The organism is Curtobacterium uvaldense (assembly GCF_028307415.1).
Taxonomy (GTDB): Bacteria; Actinomycetota; Actinomycetes; order Actinomycetales; family Microbacteriaceae; genus Curtobacterium.
Map to the genome: position 1 here is coordinate 103,775 of NZ_JAQMHU010000004.1, position 20,656 is coordinate 124,430.

General features: G+C 69.6%; 22 protein-coding genes. 14 read left to right on the forward strand and 8 right to left on the reverse strand.

The genetic code is table 11. The annotated features are described in order from the left end of the window. Nucleotides 1–53: 53 nt before the first annotated feature. Complete coding sequence (locus PIJ49_RS03990) at nucleotides 54–737, reverse strand: SDR family oxidoreductase (protein ID WP_209684734.1); 684 nt, start codon at nucleotides 735–737, stop codon at nucleotides 54–56. A gap of 247 nt (nucleotides 738–984) precedes the next feature. Here PIJ49_RS03990 and PIJ49_RS03995 point away from each other — a divergent pair, with 247 nt between their 5' ends. The 5 genes from PIJ49_RS03995 to PIJ49_RS04015 all read left to right on the forward strand — a co-directional run bounded on the left by PIJ49_RS03995 (nucleotide 985) and on the right by PIJ49_RS04015 (nucleotide 6,097). After that, a complete protein-coding gene (locus PIJ49_RS03995; protein WP_251161087.1) occupies nucleotides 985–1,851 on the forward strand; it encodes a ThiF family adenylyltransferase in 867 nt (288 codons plus the stop codon). Beyond that, complete coding sequence (locus PIJ49_RS04000) at nucleotides 1,844–3,028, forward strand: hypothetical protein (protein ID WP_271825910.1); 1,185 nt, start codon at nucleotides 1,844–1,846, stop codon at nucleotides 3,026–3,028. The genes PIJ49_RS03995 and PIJ49_RS04000 overlap by 8 nt, the downstream gene beginning before the upstream one ends. Before the next feature lie 188 nt (nucleotides 3,029–3,216). Beyond that, on the forward strand, nucleotides 3,217–3,750 hold the full coding sequence (locus PIJ49_RS16970) for a 2OG-Fe(II) oxygenase (protein ID WP_368859918.1): 534 nt from the start codon (nucleotides 3,217–3,219) through the stop codon (nucleotides 3,748–3,750). Further along, on the forward strand, nucleotides 3,743–5,056 hold the full coding sequence (locus PIJ49_RS04010) for an MFS transporter (protein ID WP_271825911.1): 1,314 nt from the start codon (nucleotides 3,743–3,745) through the stop codon (nucleotides 5,054–5,056). Before PIJ49_RS16970 ends, PIJ49_RS04010 begins: the two co-directional genes overlap by 8 nt. A gap of 159 nt (nucleotides 5,057–5,215) precedes the next feature. Further along, nucleotides 5,216–6,097, forward strand: a complete 882-nt coding sequence (locus PIJ49_RS04015; protein ID WP_209684732.1) for a manganese catalase — start codon at nucleotides 5,216–5,218, stop codon at nucleotides 6,095–6,097. A 97-nt stretch (nucleotides 6,098–6,194) separates the two neighbouring features. On the opposite strand, the gene PIJ49_RS04020 is transcribed toward PIJ49_RS04015, so the two are convergent. The 3 genes from PIJ49_RS04020 to PIJ49_RS04030 all read right to left on the reverse strand — a co-directional run bounded on the left by PIJ49_RS04020 (nucleotide 6,195) and on the right by PIJ49_RS04030 (nucleotide 7,567). After that, on the reverse strand, nucleotides 6,195–6,515 hold the full coding sequence (locus PIJ49_RS04020; RefSeq protein WP_251154383.1) for a hypothetical protein: 321 nt from the start codon (nucleotides 6,513–6,515) through the stop codon (nucleotides 6,195–6,197). A gap of 14 nt (nucleotides 6,516–6,529) precedes the next feature. Then, nucleotides 6,530–6,973 (reverse strand): Hsp20/alpha crystallin family protein, encoded by a 444-nt coding sequence (locus PIJ49_RS04025; RefSeq protein ID WP_066651206.1) that lies wholly within the window; start codon nucleotides 6,971–6,973, stop codon nucleotides 6,530–6,532. A gap of 123 nt (nucleotides 6,974–7,096) precedes the next feature. Then, nucleotides 7,097–7,567, reverse strand: coding sequence for a MarR family winged helix-turn-helix transcriptional regulator (locus PIJ49_RS04030; RefSeq protein ID WP_271825912.1), 471 nt, complete (start codon nucleotides 7,565–7,567; stop codon nucleotides 7,097–7,099). A gap of 62 nt (nucleotides 7,568–7,629) precedes the next feature. On the opposite strand from PIJ49_RS04030, the gene PIJ49_RS04035 reads away from it, so the two are divergent. Together PIJ49_RS04035 and PIJ49_RS04040 are read left to right on the forward strand one after the other, a co-directional pair. After that, nucleotides 7,630–8,157, forward strand: coding sequence for a phenolic acid decarboxylase (locus PIJ49_RS04035; RefSeq protein ID WP_209684726.1), 528 nt, complete (start codon nucleotides 7,630–7,632; stop codon nucleotides 8,155–8,157). Continuing rightward, nucleotides 8,157–8,948, forward strand: a complete 792-nt coding sequence (locus PIJ49_RS04040) for an alpha/beta hydrolase (RefSeq protein WP_271825913.1) — start codon at nucleotides 8,157–8,159, stop codon at nucleotides 8,946–8,948. Before PIJ49_RS04035 ends, PIJ49_RS04040 begins: the two co-directional genes overlap by 1 nt. A gap of 135 nt (nucleotides 8,949–9,083) precedes the next feature. On the opposite strand, the gene mgrA is transcribed toward PIJ49_RS04040, so the two are convergent. After that, nucleotides 9,084–10,127 carry an L-glyceraldehyde 3-phosphate reductase gene (gene mgrA / locus PIJ49_RS04045; protein WP_066651210.1) on the reverse strand — a complete coding sequence of 348 codons (1,044 nt, stop codon included), beginning with the start codon at nucleotides 10,125–10,127 and terminating at the stop codon, nucleotides 9,084–9,086. 141 nt (nucleotides 10,128–10,268) lie between these two features. Here mgrA and PIJ49_RS04050 point away from each other — a divergent pair, with 141 nt between their 5' ends. From PIJ49_RS04050 to PIJ49_RS04060, 3 genes are read left to right on the forward strand one after another with little or no spacing between them, the layout of a single operon-like run. Next, a complete protein-coding gene (locus PIJ49_RS04050) occupies nucleotides 10,269–10,451 on the forward strand; it encodes a hypothetical protein (protein ID WP_271825914.1) in 183 nt (60 codons plus the stop codon). Nucleotides 10,452–10,498: 47 nt separating this feature from the next. Then, nucleotides 10,499–11,056, forward strand: coding sequence for a MarR family winged helix-turn-helix transcriptional regulator (locus PIJ49_RS04055; protein ID WP_271825915.1), 558 nt, complete (start codon nucleotides 10,499–10,501; stop codon nucleotides 11,054–11,056). A gap of 48 nt (nucleotides 11,057–11,104) precedes the next feature. Beyond that, nucleotides 11,105–11,722, forward strand: a complete 618-nt coding sequence (locus PIJ49_RS04060; RefSeq protein WP_066651220.1) for a TetR/AcrR family transcriptional regulator — start codon at nucleotides 11,105–11,107, stop codon at nucleotides 11,720–11,722. Between the two features lie 102 nt (nucleotides 11,723–11,824). On the opposite strand, the gene PIJ49_RS04065 is transcribed toward PIJ49_RS04060, so the two are convergent. The 3 genes from PIJ49_RS04065 to PIJ49_RS04075 form a co-directional block, all read right to left on the reverse strand. Then, entirely contained in the window at nucleotides 11,825–13,528 is a 1,704-nt protein-coding gene (locus PIJ49_RS04065; protein WP_271825916.1) for a beta-N-acetylhexosaminidase, read from the reverse strand. Nucleotides 13,529–13,571: 43 nt separating this feature from the next. Continuing rightward, nucleotides 13,572–14,894, reverse strand: a complete 1,323-nt coding sequence (locus PIJ49_RS04070; protein ID WP_271825917.1) for an AGE family epimerase/isomerase — start codon at nucleotides 14,892–14,894, stop codon at nucleotides 13,572–13,574. 111 nt (nucleotides 14,895–15,005) lie between these two features. Continuing rightward, complete coding sequence (locus PIJ49_RS04075) at nucleotides 15,006–15,911, reverse strand: ROK family protein (protein ID WP_251161094.1); 906 nt, start codon at nucleotides 15,909–15,911, stop codon at nucleotides 15,006–15,008. Nucleotides 15,912–16,127: 216 nt separating this feature from the next. On the opposite strand from PIJ49_RS04075, the gene PIJ49_RS04080 reads away from it, so the two are divergent. From PIJ49_RS04080 to PIJ49_RS04095, 4 genes are all read left to right on the forward strand, one after another. Then, nucleotides 16,128–17,276, forward strand: a complete 1,149-nt coding sequence (locus tag PIJ49_RS04080; protein WP_251154378.1) for an ROK family transcriptional regulator — start codon at nucleotides 16,128–16,130, stop codon at nucleotides 17,274–17,276. Between the two features lie 34 nt (nucleotides 17,277–17,310). Beyond that, nucleotides 17,311–18,639 (forward strand): sugar ABC transporter substrate-binding protein, encoded by a 1,329-nt coding sequence (locus tag PIJ49_RS04085; RefSeq protein ID WP_066651228.1) that lies wholly within the window; start codon nucleotides 17,311–17,313, stop codon nucleotides 18,637–18,639. 79 nt (nucleotides 18,640–18,718) lie between these two features. Further along, complete coding sequence (locus PIJ49_RS04090) at nucleotides 18,719–19,702, forward strand: carbohydrate ABC transporter permease (protein WP_066651231.1); 984 nt, start codon at nucleotides 18,719–18,721, stop codon at nucleotides 19,700–19,702. Continuing rightward, entirely contained in the window at nucleotides 19,699–20,625 is a 927-nt protein-coding gene (locus tag PIJ49_RS04095; RefSeq protein ID WP_251154376.1) for a carbohydrate ABC transporter permease, read from the forward strand. The genes PIJ49_RS04090 and PIJ49_RS04095 overlap by 4 nt, the downstream gene beginning before the upstream one ends. The last annotated feature ends 31 nt before the right edge of the window (nucleotides 20,626–20,656 follow it).

Below are 20,656 nucleotides of genomic sequence, written 5' to 3' on the forward strand. Positions count from 1 at the left end.
TCGTCGGGCATCGTGCGGAGGGACGAACGGGGTCGTCCTGCAGGACGAACCCGTCAGATCGTCAGTTGTCCCAGCACGCGGTGCCCGATCGACACCGACTCCCCGCTGACGACCGAGCGCGGGGACGACAGGAACGCGACGAGGTCGGCGATCTGCTGCGGGCTGGACTCGCCACCGGCCCCGGGCTGCACCGTCCTGGCGGGATCGTCCGTCACCGCACCGGGGTTCACCACGTTCACGGTGACCCCCGTGCCGACGGACTGGTCGGCCAGGTTCCCCGCGATGATGCTCGTCGCCGCGTTCCGGAGCGAGGTCGTGACGTTGCCGGACAGGTAGGCGTTCTGCCCGCTCACCACCACGACGCGGCCGAAGCCCGCCTCGCGCTGCACGGGCAGCACGGCGTTCGCGACCCGGAGGAAGCCCAGTGCCTTGCCGTCGATCGCCGCGGCGACCTGATCGGGGTCCGACGCACGCTCCGGGTCGAGGGTCCCGGCCGCCGGCGCGGCGGTGACGACGAGGACGTCGATGCGTCCGTGCTGGTCGAGGACGCGGGCGACCCCGGCGTCCACCGACTCCTGCGACGCGGTGTCCATCGCCACGGCGTCGTCCCCGTCGGCGTTCCGCGACGCGACGACGACCCGGGCGCCCTCGCGACGCAGGGTCTCGGCGACGACGGAGCCGATGTACCCCCGTCCGCCGACGACGAGGGCGACACGGCCGGTGAGTTCGAGGTCCATGCGCCACACGCCAGGCCGATCACCCGCGCTCGGACCGGGTTGCGTACTCAATGTGAAACACAATACGTTGGATCGACTTCAGCGGGAGGAGGTGACCATGAACGACGACAAGCAGCCGATTACCGACGACGTCTTCTACATCGAAGAGCTCGACAACGCAACGCACCTGATCACGGTCCGCACGTAGGACGATTCCGGTGCTGGGAGGGTCGTTTCGTCCTCCCAGCACCTTGAACCGAGAGAACTGATGAACTCGTACAAGGTCCGGCCTGGCTGGTCGATCATCCACACCCAGGCGGACGAACTCCGATTCGCTGGTGAGGCCCGGCAGTTCACCGTTCGTATGCCCGGCGGCGTCGAACTCCTGCTCGACGCGCTCCGGCTTGCCGAGGAGCCGTCTCATCGGGTTGAGCGTGTGATCCGCGAACTCGAACGACTCGGCGTTGTCATGCGATCGCCCGGTGACCGCGACATTGCTGGGCGATGTGCCCGGCAGCTCGAGTACTTTGACGCGTTCGGCGACGATTCCGCTGCGATCCAAGCGCGGCTCGAACGGGCCCGGTTGCTGCTCCTCGGCCTTGGTGGCACCGGATCCGAGTTCCTCAGGCACATGGTCGGGGTCGGGGTGCGGGACTACCTCCTCGTTGACCAGGACGTCGTCGAGGAGAGCAACTTCAACCGACAGAGCTTGTACACCTACAGTGATGTCGGATTGCCGAAGGTCGTCGCTGCGCAACGCTACGTCGAGAGCCGACTCACCCGAGCACGCTGCGACACGCTGCACACACGCGTGCGAGCAGACGACCAGCTCCGCCAGCTGATCCGCTCGTTCGACCCGACACTCCTGATCGTGGCGATCGATGACCCCGTGGACATCTCCAGAGACGTTGCGGCTGCGGCGGCCGGACTCGGAGTGCCCTTCCTCATCGCTGGGGTCGGAGTACGGCAGGGGCGGATCTACCCCGTCTCGCACGCGCCGGGGCCGGAGACGTCGTTCTGCGGAACGGATGCTTCCCTGGCCACGACCAATGCTGTGGTCGCTGCGCTTGCTGCCCATCGCGCGGTCGAGTTCCTGAGCGGCACGAATCTGCCCTTCGAGGTGCTCGATGCGTGAAACGCTCGATCTCGTTCTCGATCGTCGCCCTGACGGGGTCGGCCTGCAGGCGCGCGATTGGGCGGGTATGCAGGTGAGCAGGCTGTGGAGCGTGCCGCTCTTCGAATCGGTGACGCAGACCAACGAGTACCGCAACGTGGGCGCGTCGCTCATCACTCGACTCGACGCGCACGACTGGCGGATCGAGGTCGACATCGCGCGGGTCGGCTCCGCGGCACAGGTCCTCGAAGCCTGGCGCACCAGCGCGAGCATCCGCGGAGCTGCTGCCTTCCACTTCCTGACGTCAGTGCAGGCAGAAGGGGAGGGCACCATGCGGATCACGACTCGTGCACCCTACGCCGACATCCGGCCCTTCTTCGATGCCTACGACCTCTGGATCGGGCTCGGATCCGCGAGTGAGGCCGCGCGTGCTCGAGAACGATCGTCGGCGGCAGACCTGTACCCGATCACCTCGAACTCGGAGGTTCGTGTCACGGTGGACTCCGACGGTCGGAGCATGGTTCCGGATCGACGCTGGACCGCCTCGGGTCTGCCAGCGACCTCGGAGCTGAGCGCGCAGGTCTCCACCACCTTGCTGACGTTCGTGACCTTCGCGGAGGGCCCCCGAGGACATCTCGCAACGGTGGACCCCGGTCTCCTTCGAGGCCGACTCGCTCATCGACTCTCCTCCGCGCCAGGATGCGAACCCCTTCACGAACCAACCGTCGCCATCGATTCGACATGGCGGAGAGCAACTCTTCGTTTCGCGGATTTCTCGCCGAACCGGCACGTTGCTCGAGCAATCTGTGATGCCGCCGATGCCACGCTCGGCAAGCCGCGGCTGGCCAGCCGTGCAACGACCTACCGCGAGGATCCCCGTCCCAGATCCGAGCCCGGACTGTTCATGACGATCATCGTGCCGATGAACTCCGCAGGTACCGGATTGCAGCGAACGCTCGCGGCGAGTCCCTGGGCAGCGGTCGGTGACGAAGACCGACGCGCGCGCTTGCATGCCTTGCTCGACCGGGACGATCTCGGCAGGAACTCGAAACCGATCACGAGTCCGAGCGTCCTGGCCGAATGCTCGGGCATCGGTTCGGTAGGCAACTACATCGCTGGCCGATCCAACAACCACGGGTGGAAGCCCCCCGTCTCGAAGATGGGCATCCTGCCCCTTGATGAACTGGAGATCGCATGAGTACCCCGTCGTCTGACACATCTCGCGGACCTCGCCGGGAAGCGGGACTCGCAATCCGTGACGAGGCGATCGCCTTCCTCAGCAGCGACACGTTCGTTCGGAGTCTCGAGGAGGTGTTGCGAGGTGATTCTCTCGCCAGGACGGTCGCGCTCCGGTCGTCCTTTGACTGGCAGGCGGTCCTTCAAGACATGAGATCCGACCCGAAGTGGGCCGAGGAGCGGTGGCGATTGGACGCTGGCGGCGATGTCGAGATCGTGTCAGGCTCGCGATTCGACGCGCTTCCGGCTGCGGAGCGATTCTCATGGTCAGACTCACTCCGGAAACCCGCCCCGGATGCGTACGCGCTTCGAGGGTTGTTGTCCGCGCTGCACAGTGACACGGTCCTCCGTCGCTTCAGTCAGGCCGACGGGCGAAGGTTGCAGTACCGATCCGCTGACATCGCGCGGTATCGACCCGGTCACTACCTTCGGAGACACGACGACCTCTACGACGGACGCGTCTTCGGACTGGTGTTCTTCTTGCACGACCACTGGCCCGACGGGGCCGGAACCCACCTGGTGGCGGAGAAGCCGGACGGGCGATGCGCTGTCGTCGAGCCACGGCCCGGCACGGTCGCGATGATGCGTCTGGCGGGTGAGCACTTCCACCAGGTCGAGCCGAACACGTCAACGGACTGGACCCGGTACTCGATCGCGGTCCACTTCGGGGAAGAACGTGCGTGAACACCACCGACGTCTCCTCGCCACCCTGACGGCATCCGAGATCGGGGGTGCGCTCGGCTTACAGATCACGTACTTCCTCGTCCCCCTGACGGCCGTGCAACTCTTCGAAGCCGGGCCGCTCGCGATCGGAGCCCTGAACCTGGCTGATTCAGTCGCTGCTCTGGCTGTCGGGATCGTCCTCGGCCGGTGGATCGATCGAGCGGGCAGTGTGCGAGCCATGACCGCCGCGAATCTGCTGCGCTTCACGGTCCTGGCGCTGCTCGGTCTGAGCTTGAGCACGGCTCCGCAGATGTGGTTGCTCTACGTCGCCATGCTCTGCATCGGGGTCGCTTCGATCGCCCATGACGCGGGCCTCACCGCGGCCGTCCTGCACCTCGAGGTTCGGTCCGATCACGGTCTCAACCGCATCAATGCTGTGCTGCGCACTGCTTCCACCCTCTCCGAACTCGCTGGTCCAGGCGTCGGGGGACTACTCGTGACATCACTCGGATTCGCGACGGGCGCCGGTCTGGGCTCGCTCACCTTCGGAGTCGCGGCATTCGCGGGGGTGCTCTTCCTCCGGCGTCGATCGGACAGGGCTCGGGACGCCGTTCTGGAGGATCAGGCTCCGCCGCAGCCGCAGCCGCAGCCGCAGCCGCAGCCGCTCCCGAAGCGGACGAACGGTCCGATGAGCGGTGTGCGATTCATCTGGAGCGATGTCGTGTTGCGCAGGCTGTCTATGTCGTCACTGCAGTTCAACCTGTTCAGTGCCGTGTTCCAGGCGGTCTTCCTGATCTACTGCGTGCGTGAGCTCGAGTTCGACGCGGCCGCGATTGCCGTCGTTGCTGTCTCTGCTGGAGGGGGAGCTCTTCTCGGGGCGGTGGCTGCTGCGTCAGCCGCGGTGGCGGCATCTCCCAAGGCCTTCTACTGCTGCGCCTTGGCACTACCGGCCTTCTGTGTTGCCGCTCTGATCTTCGCGGATCGTGTCGAGGACGCCGCTGCACTCGTGATCGTGGCGGGTTCCCAGGCGCTGTTCTCGTTGTGCATGGTCGTCTGCATCGTGCTCTTCAACACCATCCGTCAGGTCAAGAGTCCGGGACACATGGCCGGGCAGATCGCTGCCGCTGAACGCGTTCTCGCGCTCATCGGCGAGATCCCAGGGGCTGTGCTCGGCGGCATCCTCGGTACGGTCTTCCTTCTTGCGCTCCCACTGGCCGTGGCCTCGGTCGGCATGCTCAGCGCTTGTCTCTGGGTCCTCGCGGTCCCCGACTGGTCGTCCAAAGCGTCTACCGACCGGACGGAGACGCAACGCCCCTCGGTGAACTGACCGGGACGTCGTCCGCGCGATCCGGCCAACGGACCCGCGCGATCCGTCCACCCCGAACGCCCGCCCAGTCATCCGAGCGGAGCGTCGGCCACGACGACGGACCCCGCCACGCCGCCGTGCACCACGACGACGTGACGACCATCGAGACAGGAGAACGAGTTGTACTTCCACAAGCAGGAGCTCCAGTTCAAGGCCACCCCCGACAAGCCCGACGCGGTGTACGCGCGCAAGCTGCAGGAGGTGCTCGGGGGTCAGTACGGCGAGATCTCCGTCGCCCTGCAGTACCAGTTCCAGGCGTGGAACATGCACATCCCGGGCAAGTACCGCGACATGGTGTTCGGCATCGGGGCCGAGGAGATGGGCCACGTCGAGATGCTCGCGACGATGATCGCGCAGCTGCTCGAGAAGAGCCCGCTCGGCATCACCGAGGACGCGCTGCAGGACGACCCGACCGTGGCCGCGATCGTCGGCGGCACCGACGTGCAGCACGCCATCGTCGCGGGTGCAGGCGCCCGTCCGGTCGACAGCAACGGCAACCCCTGGCAGGGTTCCTACATCACCGCGTCGGGCAACCTGCTCGCGGACTTCACGGCCAACGAGAACGCCGAGATGCAGGGCCGTGTCCAGGCAGCACGGCTCTACCACATGACCGACGACCACGGCGTGCGGGACCTGCTCTCGTTCCTCATCGCCCGCGACACCATGCACCAGAACATGTGGGCGACCGCCGCAGCCGAGCTCCGCGAGCAGGGCGTCGAGGGCTTCCCGGTGCCGAGCAACTTCCCGCAGTCGAAGGAGCACACCGAGTTCAGCTACCAGTACCTCAACTTCTCGGACGGCAAGGAGGCCGGCGACGGCCCCTGGGCGAGCGGCCCGTCGTTCGACGGCAAGGGCGAGTACTCGTACCACGACGGCCCCACGTCGTCGGTGCCGATGCCGCCGCCCACGCACCCGGACGTGCGGTTCTACGGCACGACGGAGCTGCCGAACGTGGTCGAGAAGACCGCCGGGCTCGTGCAGGACAAGCTCAACAAGGAGTGACGGTCCGCCGGTCGCGCGGCCTCACCACCCGACGCGACCGGGAGACGGACGGGAGGCGCGGTGCCAGCCGGTACCGCGCCTCCCGTCCGTCACGTGGTCACGCCGTCGACTCCACGCCCACCGTCGCCAGCGCGGCGGTGTCGTCGTCGCGCGGTGCGCGCGGTGGCTCGAAGATGCCGGACCAGAGGCGCGTCGCGCTCCAGAGTGCGATGAGCGCGACCGTGCCGGCAACCGCGGCGAGCCAGGGGACGAGCGGGACCTGTGCCCACGCGCCGGGCGCGACCAGCCATGTGAGGAAGTTCCCCGCCGTGCTGCCGGCCGCGCCGAGGAGCACGGCCACCCGACGGTCCAGGCTCGTCGCGACCAGCGCTCCCGTCACGACCGCGACGGCGAGGAAGGCGTTGATGATCGTCGTCACCGCACGCCCCCGGACTACTCGGTGGAACCGCTGCCGACCGCGAGCTGCTGCGCCCCGCCACCGGTGGTGACGTCGATCTTCCGGGGCTTCGCGGACTCCTTGACCGGGATCGTGACGCTCAGCACGCCGTTGTCGTAGGCAGCACTGATGCGCGCGGTGTCCAGGTGGTCGCCGAGCGTCAGCTGCCGGACGAACGTGCCCGGCTGGCGCTCGCGGGTCAGCCACTGCGAACCCTCGGGGGCACCGAGCGTGCGCTCGGCGCGGATGGTGAGCACCGAGCCGTCGACGTCCACGTCCACCGATCCGGGGTCGATGCCCGGCAGGTCGACGTCGAGGACGTAGTGGTCGCCGGTCCGGTACAGGTCCATCGGCATCGAGCGGGGAGCACCGGCGCCGGCACCGAGCAGGGAGCCGGCGAGTCGGTCGAGCTCGCGGAACGGGTCGAACTGCATCGTCATCGAGATCAACTCCTTCGTCCTTGTTGAGTCCCTTCGACTCAACTGCGTCATGTTCTAGCACTCTCCCCTCAGGAGTGCCAAGAGAACGCTCGGAGGGCGCTGGGAGCACCGGGTCGCCGACGATCAGTGGTCGCCGCGGTGCGTGATCTCGCGGTGGAGGTGCTCGAGTGCGGGGAGCGCTGCGGCCAGCGCGGCTCGGTCCTCGTGGGACAGCCGATCGAGCGCCTCGACGAGCACGGTGGTCGAGGCGTCGTCGTAGGCGGCGAGCCGCTCCTCGGCCAGGGGGGTCAGGCGGAGTTCGGTCCGGCGTCCGTCACCCGCTGCCAGTCGTCGCTCGAGGAGCCCGGCGGTCTCCATCGCCGACACGAGGTTGCTCACCGTCGAGCGAGCGAGTCCGAGCCGGCCGGCCAGGGCCGAGGGCGTGGTCGTGGTCCCCGTCAGGGCCCGCATCACCTCGACCTGGGCGTCGGGCAGGTCCGGCAGGTCGGCGACCTCGCGCGACGTGCGGAGGAGGGCGCGTCGGAACGGGCCGATGCGGTCGCTCAGCCTGCGCGCGACCTGCGTCGTGCCGCCCGGTCCGTCCGTACCCTGCACACACGGCAACCTACCAGCGAGGTTTGTTTGCAACAAAACCAGTTCGGGAGCAAACTCGACGCATGACCACGCAGACCTCCGTCGAGCACCCCGAACCGCCCCAGGACCTCACCGGCATCGTCGGCCACCGGTTCGTCTACACGTACGCCAACGGCTGGCAGTACGAGATGTACGTCAAGAACGCGACGACCATCGACTACCGCATCCACACCGGCCACGTCGGCGGTCGCTGGGTGAAGGACCAGACCGTCGACCTCGTCGCCCTCGCCCCCGGCGTCTACAAGGTGTCCTGGAACGAGCCGACCGGCACCAGCGTCGTCGTCAACGTCGTCCCGGAGCAGCGCGTCCTGCACGGCACGATCTTCTTCCCGCGCTGGATCGAGCTCGACGGGCAGAAGACCGTGCTGTTCCAGAACGACCACCTGGACGACATGCAGCGCTTCCGCGACGAGGGTCCGACCTACCCGATCTACGTCGTGCCGGAGTTCGCGCACATCACGCTGTTCGAGCACGTCGGCGCGGACGACGAGACCGTGATCGACACCGCTCCCGGTGACCTGCCGGCCGGCTGGGCGGACCGGACGAACTGATGTCCGTCGTGCCGCTGCGGGGCGCCGATCCCCGCACCACCCCGACCACGCTCGACCACCACGGTCGGACGGTCCGCGGATGGCAGTGGGAGCCGCAGGACGGTGCGGCCGCGGATGCGCCCGTCGTGCTGCTCGTGCACGGCTTCAGCGACAGTGCGCTCGGCGGGCACCAGCTCTTCGTGCAGACCGCACGACACCTGGTCGCCCGAGGCGCGGTCGTCCGCAGTCACGACCGACTCGGACAGGGCGCCAGTGACGGGGAGTTCGCGGACATCACCATGCGTGACGAGGTGGAGCAGGTCGTCACGATGATCCGCGCCGCCGACCGTGGGCAGGGCGTGCACGTCGTCGCGCACAGCCTGGGGGCGGTGGAGTCGGCGCTCGCCGCGGCGCAGGAGCCCTCGCTCGTCCGGACGCTCACGCTGTGGTCGCCCGCCGGCGTCGTCGTGGACGACATCACGGAGCACGACGTGATCCAGGGGCAGCCGCTCGCCCCGGTGCGCGAGCACGGATGGTTCGACTTCGGCGGGATGCCCCTCGGTGGCGCGTTCATCGCCGACGTGCAGGACGACCTCGACGTGTACGGGCCGGTGTCGGGCTACGGCGGACCGGCCGACGTGGTGCACGGCAGCGAGGACGCGATCGTGCCGGTGTCGTACGGTCGCCGGTACGCCGACCTCCTGCCGGGTGCGCGACTCACGGTCGTCGACGGTGCGGACCACGGCTGGTCCTCGGTGCCCTTCCGCGAGCGGCTCCTGGCGCTGCTGGACGAGCGGCTCGGCCTGCGCTGACGCCACCGTCCCGCACGACGCAACGTCGGCGGCAACTCGCAGCGGTACAGCGCTGCGAGCGACCGCCGACGTTGCGTTTCGCGATCTGCGCCAGGCCGGGCCGGGCCGGGCCGGGCGGACGGAGCCGGTCCGGGGTCAGCTCACCTGACCGGAACGGGCTCCCGACCACAGGTCGACGTCGAGCACGCCGACCGAGTGCTCGTCGATGCGGCGCAGCTCGTCGTCCGTGAAGGACAGGTTGCCGAGCGCCGCGACGTTCTGCTCGAGCTGCTCGACGCGCGACGCCCCGATGACGAGCGAGGTCACCCGCTCGTCGCGCAGTGCCCACGCGAGTGCGAGCTGCGCGAGGCTCTGCCCGCGGTCGGACGCGATGTCGTTCAACGCCCGCAGGTGTCCGACGACCTCGTCCGTCAGGGACCCGGCGTCGAGGGACTTCCCGGCGGCGGCGCGCGAGTCCTCCGGCACGCCGTCGAGGTACCGCCCGGTGAGCAGGCCCTGCGCGAGCGCGGTGAAGCCGATCACACCGAAGCCCAGGTCGCCCGCGGCGTCGAGCAGGCCCTCGTCCTCGATCCAGCGGTTGAGCATCGAGTACGAGGGCTGGTGGATGAGGAGCGGCGTGCCCAGGTCGCGGAGGATCTCGGCGGCCTGTCGGGAGCGCTCGGCGTCGTAGGACGAGATCCCGACGTAGAGCGCCTTGCCCTGCTGGACCGCGGTGTGGAGTGCGCCCATGGTCTCCTCGAGCGGGGTCGAGGCGTCGAGGCGGTGTGAGTAGAAGACGTCGACGTAGTCCAGGCCCATCCGCTCGAGCGACTGGTCGAGCGAGGCGAGCACGTACTTCCGCGAGCCGCCGCCCTGCCCGTACGGCCCGGGCCACATGTCCCAGCCCGCCTTCGTCGAGATCACCATCTCGTCGCGGTAGGGACGGAAGTCCTCGCGCATGAGCCGGCCGAAGTTCACCTCGGCGGCGCCGTAGGGCGGCCCGTAGTTGTTCGCGAGGTCGTGGTGCGTGATGCCGAGGTCGAACGCCCGACGGCTGATCGCCCGCTGCGTCTCGAAGGGCTTGTCGTCGCCGAAGTTGTGCCAGTAGCCCAGCGAGAGCAGTGGCAGGTCGAGGCCGGAGCGGCCGGTCCGGCGGTAGGGCATGGAGTCGTAGCGGTCGTCCGCGGCGATGTAGGACATGGGACCCATCCTGGCCCCGCCCCGTCGAGTGCCGCGCGAACCGTACAGAACGCGAAAGGTTCGTTGCACTGATCGTTCGCGTCGTGAAACAGTTCACTCGTCCGACCAGGACGGCAACGACGCAGGAAGGCGGGATCAGTCATGCACAGCACGTACTCCGGGATGCCGCGCACCACACGGATGTCCGCGACCCACACGCGGGTCGGCCTGACCGACCCCGCCGTGATCGACGCCTGGGTGTCCCGGCGCATCCAGGACCCGTCGCTCCTGTCGAGGCGCAGCGAACCGTCGTACGCTGACTTCTTCACGGCGCCCACCGCGTAGCCACCCGCTCCGACCGGATCCGCCCGACAGAGAGACCCCACCAGCCGATGCCCCTGACCGTCGTCCGCCGTGAGCACGTCCACCTCTACGCCAGGGAGCCGCGGTCGAAGGCCGCGAAGGTCGCCGTCGACGCACTCCTGCGCCTGCAGCACGTCGAGGAGCAGCAGCTCGAGCAGGCCCGCACCGAGAGCGGCCTGACGAAGAACGAGTTCCTCACCGTGCGGTACATGCTGCAGGCGCACCGGGACGGTCGGGCGATGGGGCCGAAGGACCTCGCCGTCATGCTCAACGTCTCGAACGCGTCGGTCACGAAGATCGTCGACGGGCTCGCGGCGAAGGGCGACATCGTCCGCGCACCGCACCCCACCGACCGTCGGGCACAGGTGCTCGAGCCCACGGTGCAGGCCGCCGAGAAGATCGACTCGTCGTACGCCCGGTTCCACGAGGCCGTGGTCGGCGTGATGGACCACCTGTCGAGCGAGGACAACGAGGTGCTCGCGCGCTGCCTGTCGCAGATCACCGACGCCCTCGCCGTCGGGACCCCGACACCCGTCGACGAGTACACGGTCGACCCCGACGGCGCTGCGGAGCCGAACGACTCCTAGCGGCGACCGCAGGGTGGCGCGAAAACCTTCCAGCGGTAAGTTGGGGGGATGACGCACGAGGTCGACGACGACGGCGCGACCCCGCCCCGACGCGGCGGGTACCGCAAGGGCGCCGAACGCCGTGCGCAGATCCTCGACGAGATGATCCGCATGGTCGCGGCGCAGGGCGTCGACGCGTCGTCGCTCCGCTCGGTCGCCGACGCGCTCGGGATCACCCACGCGGCGCTCCGGCACTACTTCCCGAGCCGTGACGAACTGCTGCTCGCCGTCTACCGCGAGCACGAGGTGCGTGAGCAGGACGCCCCGGACCGCCTGCGGTCCGCGATCGGCGACATGCGGGAGAGCGCGTCGCGGAACCGCGCGGTCCCCGGGCTCGTGCAGCTCTACACGACGCTCGCGGCCGACGCCGTGCAGGAGGGGCACCCCGCCACGCGCGACTTCATGCGCGAGCGCTTCACGCGGCTCCGCGCCGACCTCGCCGAGCTGATCGCCGCGGACCAGGCCGCCGGACGGATCCGGGCCGACCTGGACCCGGTCGACCTGGCCAGCCTCGGCATCGCCGCGTCCGACGGCCTGCAGGTGCAGTGGCTGCTCGACCCGGAGGCGGTCGACGGCGAGCGGGTGCTCCGCCTGCTCGAGTCGATCATCCCCGCCGCGGACGACTGAGGCGGCTCCGCGCGGCCGGACCCGTCGCCGGTGCGCCACCAGCGACGGACGGGAGGCGCGTGGCGGGGCCGCCACGCGCCTCCCGTCCGTCGGTCGCCCCGTTCAGGACGCCGGCGCACCGTCCGCGATGTTCGCCGTGATCGCGTCGACGTACGCCGCGCGTTCCTCGCGGCTGTGGGGGCGACCCGGCACACCGGGCCGTTCCTCCCACGGGCGCGGGCCGGACTCGTGCCGGTACGCGACGCCGAGCGCGTCGAGCCGGGCGAGGTGGTGCGTCAACCGCTGCCGGAACTCCTCGACGTCGCGAGGGCGGGCGACGTCCGCCGACCAGAGCGCCTCGGACAGGGCGACCACGCGCGGGAACAGCTGGTAGTCGAGTCGGCCGACGGTGTCGACGTGCTCGGTCCACATGTTCGCCTGCCCACCGATGACGTGTGCCCGCTCCGCCTCGGTGAGCTCCGCGGGCACCGGGTCGAAGGCGTACACGTCGTCGATGGTGAGCACGATCGACACCGGGATCGGCTCGTTCGGCAGGTCGCTCTGCCGGTAGTCGAGGTAGACCTGGTCGTCCGGTGTCGAGATGACGTCGTGCCCACGCCGTGCGGCGGTGATCGCTCCCTGCAACCCGCGCCACGAGACGACGGTCGCCGACGGGGACAGCGTGCCGCCCTCGAGGATCTCGTCCCACCCGAACGCACGGCGTCCGTGCGACTCGAGGTGCGCCGCGAGCTGTCCGACGATCCAGGCCTGCAGCTGCTCCTCGTCCGCGAGGCCGAGCTCCCGGATGCGCTCCTGGGTGCGGGGATCGTCCTCCCACTGGTCCTTCGGGCACTCGTCGCCGCCGAGGCCGATGTACTCGGAGGGGAAGAGCGCGACGACCTCGTCGAGCACGTCCGTGAAGAACCGCACCGTGCTGTCCTCGGCGTTCATCACGTCGTGCGCGATGCCCCACTCGGTCCACACGTCGAGCTGCCGCTCCGGGTGCACGCCGAGCTCCGGGTACGCGGCCAGCGCGGCGCGGACGTGTCCGGGGGTCTCGATCTCCGGCACGACCGTGACGAACCGGTCGGCCGCGTAGGCCACGATCTCGCGGATGTCGTCCTGGGTGTAGGAGCCGCCGTGCGGGCGTCCGTCCTTCCCCGCGACCCGGAGCGTGCCGTCCGCGTCCGGCACGTGTGCGCCGACCTGCGACTCGGTGCGCCACGACCCGACCTCGGTGAGCCGCGGGTACTTCGTGATCTCGATGCGCCAGCCCTGGTCCTCGGTCAGGTGGAAGTGCAGGCGGTTGAGCCGGTGCACGGCGAGCTGGTCGACGAGGCGCAGGACCTCGGCCTTCGTGCGGAAGTGCCGGGCGACGTCGAGCATCACGCCGCGCCAGGCGAAGGCCGGGGCGTCCTCGACGACCGTCACCGGGAGCGTCCACCCCTCGGTGCGCACCTGGCCGCGGCGGTACACGTCGGCGGGGAGCAGCTGGAGCAGTGCCTGGACGCCGTAGAAGACGCCGGCAGGGCCACCGCCGGTGACGACGACGCCCTCGGCGGTGACCTCCAGCCGGAAGGCCTCCGAGCGGTCACCGCCGGGGCCCTCCGGCAGGTCGCTCGGGTCGGCGGCGACCCGGAGGGCGACCAGGGGGACGTCGGTCGCGCCGGCGGCGCCGAACAGGGGGAGACGGGTGGAGGCGCGCAGGACCTGCTGCAGGTACTGCGCGACCGGCTCGGCCGCGGGGTCGGCGGTGACGCGGGTCCGCTCGTCGAGGGTGAACGAGCCGGCGCCGTCGACGCGGGAGCGGGGGCGGGGGATGAGCATGCGGTGCTGTCCTTCCGGGGTGGTCGGGGACGGATCGGGTTGGTCAGAGGCGGAACGGGTTCGTGCGGGTGACGGCGAGCAGGTACCAGGCCGTCGCACCGGTGTGCAGGCTCGAGTGGTAGAGGTCGCCGAACCCGGTGTCGAGTCCGTCGGACGACGCCGAGACGATGCCCTTCCCGTCGCCGTTCGCCTGCGTGCGCTGCGCGAGCTGGACGCTGTCGAGGACCGAGGCGGACCGGGTGCGGTCCGTTCGCGTGCCCCGCGCCTCCAGGGCGAGCGCCAGCTGACCGGACCCCTCGAACCAGACCTTGCTGACGTCCGTGTCCGAGAAGGACGGGCCGGTGTACGGACCGTCGTGGGCGATGAGGTGGTCGAGCACCCAGGTGACCGATGCGGAGTACCGGCGATCGAGCGTGGCGAGGTACGCCCAGACCTGCACGTCCTCGGGGATCGGCGTGCGGTTGATCGTCGTGCCGTCCGGGTCGGTGCCGGTCCAGAGGTGCCCGTCGGTCCGGTCCTGCATCGCGCGGACGAAGGTCTCCGCCAGGGTCGCTCGTCGGGACCAGGTGCGGTCGCCGGTGAGCCGGGCGAGCTGGGTGAAGAACGCCGTCACGTCGATGTTGTGCTCGGTCGACTTGTAGGTGATCGGCTGGTCGTCGGCGTTCCGTCCGCCCGTGTACCCGGCGGGCTGCCGTACGTCGTCGCGGGCGTTCGTCTCGATCCAGGCGCCGAGCCGGAGCGCGCCGTCGAGGAACCGACGTTCCCGGGTGACCACGAACAGGCGGCAGAACGCCATGCCGACCCACGACTGGTTCCCCGTGTAGGCGGCGGGGGAACCGATGTCGATCGGACGCGGGGGCGTCGCGACGGGGAAGGTGTCGGGTTGGTACGAGGCCCGGGTCCGACCGTCGCCGGTCGGGTCCGCAGCCTGCAGCGCCAGCAGGGTGTCCCCGAGCACCGTGGCCCGCTGGACGTCGCGGTGCCGGCCCCGGCCGAGCCAGGCCAGCACCATGAGGGCATCGTCGTAGGCGAACGACGACACGAACTCGGTGGGCAGCGACGCGAAGTACCCGCCGAAGTAGCTGCGGGGGAGGCGGAGCTCCGTACCGGAGCCGTACTCGTCCATGCGGAGGTCGAGGTACTCGTAGGCGAGGTCGCGGGAACGGGCGCGCGACACCGGACCGGTCGGGGGTCGAGCACCCCCGCGCGGTACGGCCGGCGGCGTCGCGGCGGCGATGCCCGGGGCGCCGAGCGTGACCGCGGCGGACGCGACGGTCGCCGCGGCGCCGAGCACGATCCCTCGGCGCGTCAGCGTGCCGCTCGCTCGGGGGCTGTCGTGGTCGGAGGGACGGGATGTTCCGGTCATGGCGTGCTCACTTCCGCTGCGTCGGGACGCGATCGGTGGGTTCGAGGCTTCGGTGGTGCGGGCGGCCGGTCGACCGCGGTCAGGCGGTCGAGACGGCTGGCTCGACCGCGGTCAGGCGGTCGAGACGGCCGGCGCGGGCGCGAGGAACGCGGCCCCGAGTGCGGCGAGCGGACGGTCGACGGGGGCGATGTGGACCCTGGACGACAGGTCGAGCGAGGCGGCGAAGGGGGACGTGCGCGCGGCGCCGTCGAAGCCGGCGCGCACGCGGGCGAGCAGGCGTTCGCCGAGGGTGGCGAGCCCACCGCCGACGACGACCGACTCGACGTCGGCCGTGACGACGAGGATGCGCACCGCCGATGCGAGGCCCGAGACGAAGCGGTCGCGGACGGCGACGGCAGCGGGATCACCCGCGTCGGCCGAGTCGAACAGGGCCGTCGCTGCGGAGCTGCCGTGGCCCGGCCACGCGACTGCCAGGGCGGACCCCGATGCGAGGGTCTCGAGGCAGCCGCGCTGACCGCACACGCAGGGCTGCCCGTCCGGCACGACCGGGATGTGCCCGACCTCGCCGGCGTTGCCCCGTGCTCCGCGCCACAGGCGCCGGTCGACGACGAGTCCGGCGGCGAGTCCCGTCCCGATGTTCAGGTACGCGTGCGGCCCGTCGAGCTGCATCGCCTGCGCGGCACCGAGCGCGGCGACGTTCACGTCGTTCTCGACCTGGACCGCCGCGCCCGTCGCAGCGGCCACCAGCGGACCGAGTGCGACCTCCGAGAGCCCGAGGTTGACAGCGTGTCGCACCCAGCCGGTCTCGTGGTCGACCAGACCGGGGACACCGATGCCGATCGTGTCCGCGGTCGAGCGCGTCCGGACCTCGAGCGATCGGACGACGGCGAGCGTCTCGGCCACCACCGCGTCGGGCCCGAAGCCGGTCGGGACCCGGACCCGATCGACCACGTCGCCCGCCGGTGAGACGGCGACGGCGTCGATCTTCGTCCCGCCGATGTCGAGGCCGATCCTCATGGTGCTCCCGTCCTGGGGGTGCGCGGCCTCGTCAGCGAGGACGCGGCGTCAAGGCTGCGCATGCGGGTTAGTAAACACGCCTAACTCGACGCTGGCAAGAGCGTGTCGAGCAGTGTTTCCGCGAGATCACGGGGCTGTTACGGCTTCAGATCGGTGCTTGACATCGGATTAGGAACGGTCCTTTACTAAGGCAACCACTCGGAGGGAGGAACCCCATTGGCGAACGACACGGATGCTCCGGCACCCTTCGCGGCGCAGGTACGGCGTCAACGGAGCAAGGCCCTGCCGCAGCACAGCCGGGCGCTCAACCGCTCCCTGATCCTGCAGACGCTCTTCACCGACGGCGCGATGAGCCGAGCGGACCTCTCCCGGCACTCGGGGCTCACCCGGCCGACCGTCTCCGGTCTGGTCGCCGAACTCGAGGCCGATGCCCTCGTCACCGAACTCGGGCCCCGCGAGGACCTGCGCGTCGGGAAGCCCGCGACCCTGATCAACCTGAACGTCGACGCCTTCCACATCGTCGTCGTGGACCTCTCCGTCCCCGACCACTTCGTCGGGGCGGTCACGAACCTGCGTGGCGACGTCGTCGACAGCGCGAAGATCGAGGTCGACGGTGCCGTCGGGGACCAGGCCCTCAACCGCATCATCCGACTCGTCGAGCGCCTGGCGGCGACGACGTCGCGTCGCCTGCTCGGGATCGCCGTCGGGTGCCCCGGCGTCATCGACGAGACGGGCACGGTCCTCGACTCGGTCGCACTCGGGGGCGGCTTGCCCCTGCAGCGGCAGCTCGCCGAGCACTTCCGGCTCCCGGTGCACGTCCTCAACGACGCGAACGTCGCGGCGCTCGGCGTCCACGCCTTCGAGGTCGACCCGACCCGGGACGTGCTCGTCGTCGCGCTCGAGCACGGCGTGGGGACGGGGATGGTGCTCGGCGGACGACTCGTGCTCGGTGAGCGCTACGCGGCAGGTGAGATCGGCCACCTGACGATCGACGAGGACGGCGAGCCGTGCCCCTGCGGGCGCCGTGGGTGCCTCGAGGTGATCATCGGGGCCGACCACCTGGCTCGGCGGCTCGACGCTGCCCCCGTCGCCGACCGTGCCGGCCTCCTCCGGTCTGCGGGGGACACCCTCGGCCGGGTGCTCGCTCCGATCGTCAGTGCTGTGAACATCACCGAGATCGTCGTCACCGGGCCCGCCGACCTCGTCGAGGGTCCCCTCGTGCAAGCCGTGCACGACACCGTCTCGGCCCGCACGCTCGCGAGCGTGGGTGACGACCTCGCCGTGACGGCCACGTCCACCAACAGCGACCTGATCCTCCGGGGCGGGGCAGCGTTCCTGCTCGCCGCGGAGCTCGGGGTCAGCTGATCCGACACAGCAGAACGACCACCAAGGAGAAGCAATGCGTACGAAGAAGTTCGCGGCAGCAGCTGCCGTGGCCCTGACCGTCGCCCTCGGGGTGACCGCGTGCTCCAGCGCCGGCAACACCGGTGCTGGTGGCAGCGGTGGCACCAAGGAGATCGGGGACGTCAAGGGGGACGGCAAGACGCTGACCGTGTGGGCGATGACCGGGGACTACTCCGACAAGACCATCGCCGCGATCAACGACCAGTTCGAGAAGGAGACCGGCGCGAAGGTCAAGGTGCAGATCCAGCAGTGGGACGGCATCACGACCAAGGTCTCGACCGCGCTGGCCACGAACACGCCGCCGGACGTCCTCGACCTCGGCAACACGCAGGTCGCGAGCTACGCAGCGAACGGCGCGTTGCTGGACCTCACCCCGTACGAGTCGGACCTGGCACAGGGGCAGACCTGGCTCGACGGCCTGTCCGACCCGGCCACGGTGGAGGGCTCGCTCTACGGCGTCCCCGGTTTCGCCGGCGCCCGATCGGTCATCTACAACAAGCAGATGTGGAAGGACGCCGGCATCACGGAGGTCCCGACCACCTACGAGGAACTGACGGCCGACCTCGACAAGGTCAAGGCAGCGAACACCGCGAAGGACTTCTCCGCCTTCTACATGCCCGGTCAGTACTGGTACGCCGGGATGCAGTTCGTCTGGGACGCGGGCGGTGACATCGCGACCGAGGACGGCGGGACGTGGAAGGCCGGGTTCGGCGACGCGAAGGCGCAGCAGGGCCTCGAGGACTTCCGGGCGTTCGCGAACGCGTACTCGACGAAGGCCTCGGCCACCCTCAACACCGACAGCCCGGACATGAACCAGGTCTTCGCTGACGGCAAGACATCGGCCATCCTCAGCACCAGCGGCACGCTCGGCCTCATCGAGCAGGCGAACCCGGAGATGACGGCGGACACGATGGGCACCTTCCCGTTCCCGGGGAAGTCCGGGAAGACACAGCCGGTCATGCTCGGTGGATCGGACTGGGGCATCGCAGCGAAGTCCGGCAACACCGACCTGGCGCTCAAGTGGGTCGAGATCGCGTCGAGCCCGGACGTCCAGAGCAAGTACGTCTACGGCGACAACGGCTGGATCCCGAACAGCACCGAGGGCATCAAGGCCGCCGACTCCAGCCTGAGCGAGATCAACAAGGCCTTCTTCACCGCGGCGTTGAACTCGAAGGCGACCCCGGCCAACGCCCGGTGGGCCGACCTCGAGGGTGACCAGAGCATCAACACCCTCTTCTCGAGCATCGTCTCCGGTTCGAAGACGCCGGAGGAAGCCGCGGCGACCTTCGACAAGGCCGCCGACGACGTCCTGAACAAGCAGTAGGACGACCAACCAGGACGGTGCGGGTGCCGTCGTCACGCGACGGCTCCCGCACCGCCCGCCCCGACCGGAAAGGCCAGACGTGACCGTCTCAGCCACCCGCCCGAGCACGGAGCGCCGCAGCCGCCCCGACCGCTCGCCCGGGGATCGTCCCGGCGGCGCTCCGCAGCGCCGGGCAACCCGCTCGTTCGCCCCCCTCTGGCTCCTGACCCCAGCAGGGCTCGTGCTCGTCTTCGTGACGGTCGCCCCCATCGTCTTCCTGGTCTTCACGTCGTTCACCGACTACGACCAGCGATCGCTCTTCACCGGTGCGTACGACGCCGTCGGGCTGGCGCAGTACGGGCAGATCCTCTCCGACCCGGCCTTCTGGGCATCGCTCGTCCGCACCGTGCTGTTCACGGCGGCGATGGTCCTCGGGAGCATCCTGATCGGCGCGGGCGTCTCGCACCTGATGACCCGGCTGGGCGTGGTGCTCCGCTACGCCGTCACGATCGTCCTGATCTGTGCGTGGGGCATGCCGAACGTGGCGTCCTCGCTCGTGTGGAACTGGCTCTTCCAGCCGGGCTACGGGGTCGTGAACTGGGCGCTCACGCAGCTCCGGGTCTTCGGCGACATGACCGACACCGACTGGGGCAACAGCGCCGGCCTGGCGTACACGTCCATCTGGATGCTCGTCGTCTGGCAGGCGGTGCCCTTCATCGCGCTCACCCTGTACGCCGCCGAGACGCAGATCCCGATCGAGGTGAAGGAGGCCGTCCGGCTCGACGGCGGCTCCGAGTGGACGGTGTACCGCGTCGTCACGATCGAGTACCTCCGACCGACCCTGCTCCTCGTCACGATGCTCTCGATCATCTGGGACTTCAACGTCTTCAACCAGATCTGGCTCGTCTCGCAGGGCGGTCCGGACGGTGCGACGTCCACCCTCGGTGTCTTCACCTACGTCACCGCATTCGTCGGGCACGACATCGGGACCGGCTCGGCGGTCGCCGTGATCGCGGCGCTGATCCTCATGGCGCTCAGTGCCCTCTACATCCGGAACCTCGTCCGATCGGGAGAAGAGCTGTGACCACCGCGATGCCGACGGGCGTCCCCGTCCGAGCCGACGTCCCCGCAGCCGTCCCCACCCCCGAGGGCGTCGCGGCGACGAGACGCATCCGCCGTCGCCGGCGCCCCGTGCGCTGGATCAGCAGCTCCATCGCGATCGTGTTCTGCGTCGTCTGGATCTTCCCGGTCTACTGGATGATCAACACGGCCTTCAAGCCCCGCTCCGAGGCCCTGACCAGCACCCCGCTCTTCGCTCCGGCTCACCCCACGCTCGACAACTTCGTGACGGCCTTCACCCGAGCGGACTTCCTGGTCTACCTGGGCAACTCGACCATCGTCGTGGCAGGGGCCGTCGTGCTCTCGCTGGCCCTGGGCATCCTGGCGTCGGCGGCACTCTCGCGGTTCCGGTTCCGTGGCCGTCGCACGATCCTCGTCACGATCCTGCTCGTCCAGATGCTGCCGGGGACCGCACTGCTCATCCCACAGTTCCTCATCTTCAACCAGGTCGGCCTCACCGGTACCTACGCGGGGCTGATCCTGGCCTACGTGGCTGCGGTGCTGCCGTTCTCGATCTGGGTCATGCGCGGCTTCTTCCTCGCGATCCCGATGGAGGTCGAGGAGGCAGCGCGCATCGACGGTGCCAGTACGTGGCAGGTCCTGACGAAGGTGCTCTTCCCCCTGGTGATGCCGGGCATGATCGCGACGAGCGTCTTCGCGTTCATCGCCGCGTGGAACGACTACATCGTCGCGTACACGTTCATGCAGGACCAGGCGCACTACACGCTGCCCGTGTGGCTCGCGTCGTTCACCACCCAGACGACCGGCACCGACTTCACCGGTCAGATGGCCGCGTCCGTGCTGTTCTCGCTGCCGGTCGTGGTGTTCTTCATGATCATCCAGCGCAACCTGGTCTCGGGGATGTCGGCGGGAGCGGTGAAGGGCTGACTCGACGGACGGGAGGCACGGTGCGGGTCCG